This window comes from Trinickia symbiotica (assembly GCF_002934455.1).
GTDB classification, from domain to species: Bacteria; Pseudomonadota; Gammaproteobacteria; order Burkholderiales; family Burkholderiaceae; genus Trinickia; species Trinickia symbiotica.
The window spans coordinates 1-2714 of record NZ_PTIR01000053.1 but is presented as its reverse complement, the minus strand read 5'-3'; the positions used below and the strand labels follow the sequence as shown (position 1 = coordinate 2714).

At 61.8% G+C, this 2714-nt stretch carries 3 protein-coding genes and 1 pseudogene; 1 reads left to right on the top strand and 3 read right to left on the bottom strand.

Annotated features, from left to right (window positions below):
- A pseudogene (locus B0G57_RS30650) lies at nucleotides 1-599 on the bottom strand (DUF637 domain-containing protein); the annotation flags it as partial.
- 322 nt (nucleotides 600-921) lie between these two features.
- Between B0G57_RS30650 and B0G57_RS30645 the strand changes: the two are divergent.
- On the top strand, nucleotides 922-1152 hold the full coding sequence (locus tag B0G57_RS30645) for a SymE family type I addiction module toxin (RefSeq protein WP_018443585.1): 231 nt from the start codon (nucleotides 922-924) through the stop codon (nucleotides 1150-1152).
- Nucleotides 1153-1203: 51 nt separating this feature from the next.
- On the opposite strand, the gene B0G57_RS30640 is transcribed toward B0G57_RS30645, so the two are convergent.
- Both B0G57_RS30640 and B0G57_RS30635 read right to left on the bottom strand, forming a co-directional pair.
- Nucleotides 1204-1449: a hypothetical protein gene (locus B0G57_RS30640; protein WP_018443586.1), complete on the bottom strand. Its 246-nt coding sequence runs from the start codon at nucleotides 1447-1449 to the stop codon at nucleotides 1204-1206.
- A partial coding sequence (locus tag B0G57_RS30635; protein WP_199189664.1) for a DUF637 domain-containing protein occupies nucleotides 1446-2714 on the bottom strand: 1269 nt, incomplete at its 5' end. The genes B0G57_RS30640 and B0G57_RS30635, both read right to left, overlap by 4 nt.

Genomic DNA, 2714 nt, shown 5'->3' with positions numbered 1-2714 from the left:
CTGTCGTAAGACAAGCCATCGACGAAGCTCGCCTTGCCCGTTTGCTGCAACGCCGCCTGTTGCAGCAACAGGTCCTCTTCCTGCGGGTTGTAGTAAAACAGCGTTGTGCTTGGCTGCAGGTTCGACGGCAGATTGCTCAACAAGAGCTGCGGGCTATAGAGATCCTGCGTCGCGCCCAATGAGCCATCGACGTACGCAGCTTGGCCGGCCTTGAGTGTCGGTGTTGCGGCGAGCTGTCTCGGTGCCGACACATTAAAGCCCGGCAGCATCAACGAACTCAATGAAATCACTTGCGAGGGTGAGTTCACGCGCGGCGTATAGGTGTTCGCGCTCGTAATCCCGTTGACGAGGCGCTGCCCGGTCAGCGATACATAAGTGCGGAGCAGCACGTTCCCCACGTTCTGGATTTGCCCATCGGAGGTGATGGAGAGATTCGGCGCCTGGATCGTCGCCGCGATGTTTCCAATCGGTTGCGGCGGATCGATGGTGCCGCCCACATTCGTGTAGGCGCTGCCGTAAAGCGCCGTGCACTCGGCCGCTGAACCGCACGCCCAGATGTCGTGACGTTTGTCCGGACTGAAATCGCCTGTCTCCTGCACCCAGTGCGAGTGCCAGTAGGCGTTCAGCGTTTGCGCTTCGTTGACGACCGGACCGGCGACGTTGACGGTCGCTTTACTGAGCTTCTATGCCGACAAACCAATGGTTCACTGCTCGCATGGCCCGCACCACTACCTTACTGATCAGCGTCCTAGGCCGATCGGCTAATGGTTAGGACCGCTGATCTCTAATATAATCAAATACTTAACATCACCACCAACAGGAGAACGGCTACCCTTTCCATCGCCGTAAACGCAGCGCGGGCCGCATGAGCGCCAACCCATACGACCCGCTGACCACCATCAACTCTCGACAGGAGTCGATATGGCTAACGCCGATCTTAACGCGCCTCCCGCTCATCCCGAGCGGCACGTCACCATTCAGGAATCCTGGCGCTACCGTCAATGGGAGTCCGGCCGCCACTACCGCGCCGACCAGCCGCTCTTCCCCTGGTTCAAGGTCTCCGGCCGCTGGCTCGAGCATGCCGGCTTCAAGCCCCACCAGCGCGTCAAGATCGAAGTCCAACACGAGCGGCTCGTGATCACGCCTGCTTGACTGATCCCACAGGCGGCGAACCCGGGTCACCGGGTTCGCTAGTGTGACCCTTCATACCTCGTCTTCCGGCGCCTTTCGTTTAAGCGCCCGAAGCTCTTTCACAAGCTGGTAGGTAATGGCCACAAAGATCGTTACGTAAAGCGGCATCCCTGCTAGCGCTGGCTTCCAGCCAGCGCCATGCCCGATCGAAATTGCAAGCGCTAAGGCAACGATTCCTATCGCTCCCGAGTACGCCAGGGCAGCTCGCTTAATCAACTTCCTGAACTGTTGTGCTTGGTCATGCGAGTTTGTCTTCATTTCCCAGAACCGCCTTGAGTTATCGCATTTTGCAATGGACCGGCTGCCCCCTGAATCAGGCTGTTAAGGAAATTGCCCAGTGATCCGGGAAATAGGCTTTTAACTAGACCACCCGATCCCGCTGCTCCAGCACCAAATCCGCCCGAGATGTCCGGACTATCCTGATGCGCCACTGCTGCCGCGCCGAACGCCCCCGTTCCCGCTACCAGCCCATTGTAGCCATTGGCCGCAATCTTCCCCGCCGTGCCCATGCCGGCAATGGTCTCGTCGGCGATTGCGAATGGATAAGTGAGACCGCCAATAATCCCGGTAATGTACGACTTCGTGAAGTTCGGTGTGTCTTTTGACAAGCCAGTCGCGTAGCTATAAGCATCGCCCGTATAGTCATAGACCCCCGCCAAGCCAGCCGCCGTCAGCGCCTCTGGCCCAAGCAATGCCACCCCGAGCAACGGCGCGCCATACATCCCCATCGTCTCCAAGTTCTGGCCTGCCACCGTCGCGTTGGCCCCTTGCGCTTGCACTATCGTTTGCAGCAACTGCGTGTTGCAAGGCTGCAAGCCGCCCACACAGGCTATCGTGGCGGCATTACCAAGCGGATTCGACGTCGACGAGAGGCCGTCGGACGAGCCCGGTTGTTGCCCGAGCTGGCCTGCCTGTGTCTGATTCGTCGGCTGCCCCCAGTGCGGACCGGTGTTGTTCAGCGCTTCATTCTGCCCCGCTTGCGCCCCAGCCTGCGCATTGGCTCCCGCCAAGCCGGCCACGGTTCCTCCCACCAGCGTTCCGAACGCGCCCAGCGCAGCCGTCTGCCCATTGGTGAGCGGCGTCTGCTGCGGATCGATCGCCCCCGCCAACAACGGCGTCAACGCTGCACTGGCCGCTCCCCCAATCGCGCCACCGCCACACCCCGTGCCCTCGGCCGCGCCGGCCGCACATCCCAGCGCCGCGTGAGTCGCCAAGTACCCCAGTTCGCCAGCCGAGCCGTCGAAAAAGCCCTGCGCCTGCAGTTGCCCGGTCGCGCTCGCGCCGATCGTCGCCAGATCGCTCGCCACGCTACCTTCCAGCGCCTGCCCGAAGCTGCCACCGTAAGCCACCGTGTCAACCGAAGCCGATACGAGCCCCCGGCCCACTACTTCCGCCGCGCCCTGCGCGATTTCAGCGGCCGTGGCCGCCCCCGAGCCTCGCAAGCTTGGCCGGAGTGAATCCTGCGATCGGCGATACGGCGAGCCGGGCGACCGCCTCGACGGCGACGACGCTTGAGACGCGTG

Bases quoted from the DNA above. Each gene is read 5' to 3' on its own strand.
- B0G57_RS30640 (WP_018443586.1), bottom strand. From the start codon at position 1,449: ATGAAGACAAACTCGCATGACCAAGCACAACAGTTCAGGAAGTTGATT.
- B0G57_RS30645 (WP_018443585.1), top strand. From the start codon at position 922: ATGGCTAACGCCGATCTTAACGCGCCTCCCGCTCATCCCGAGCGGCAC.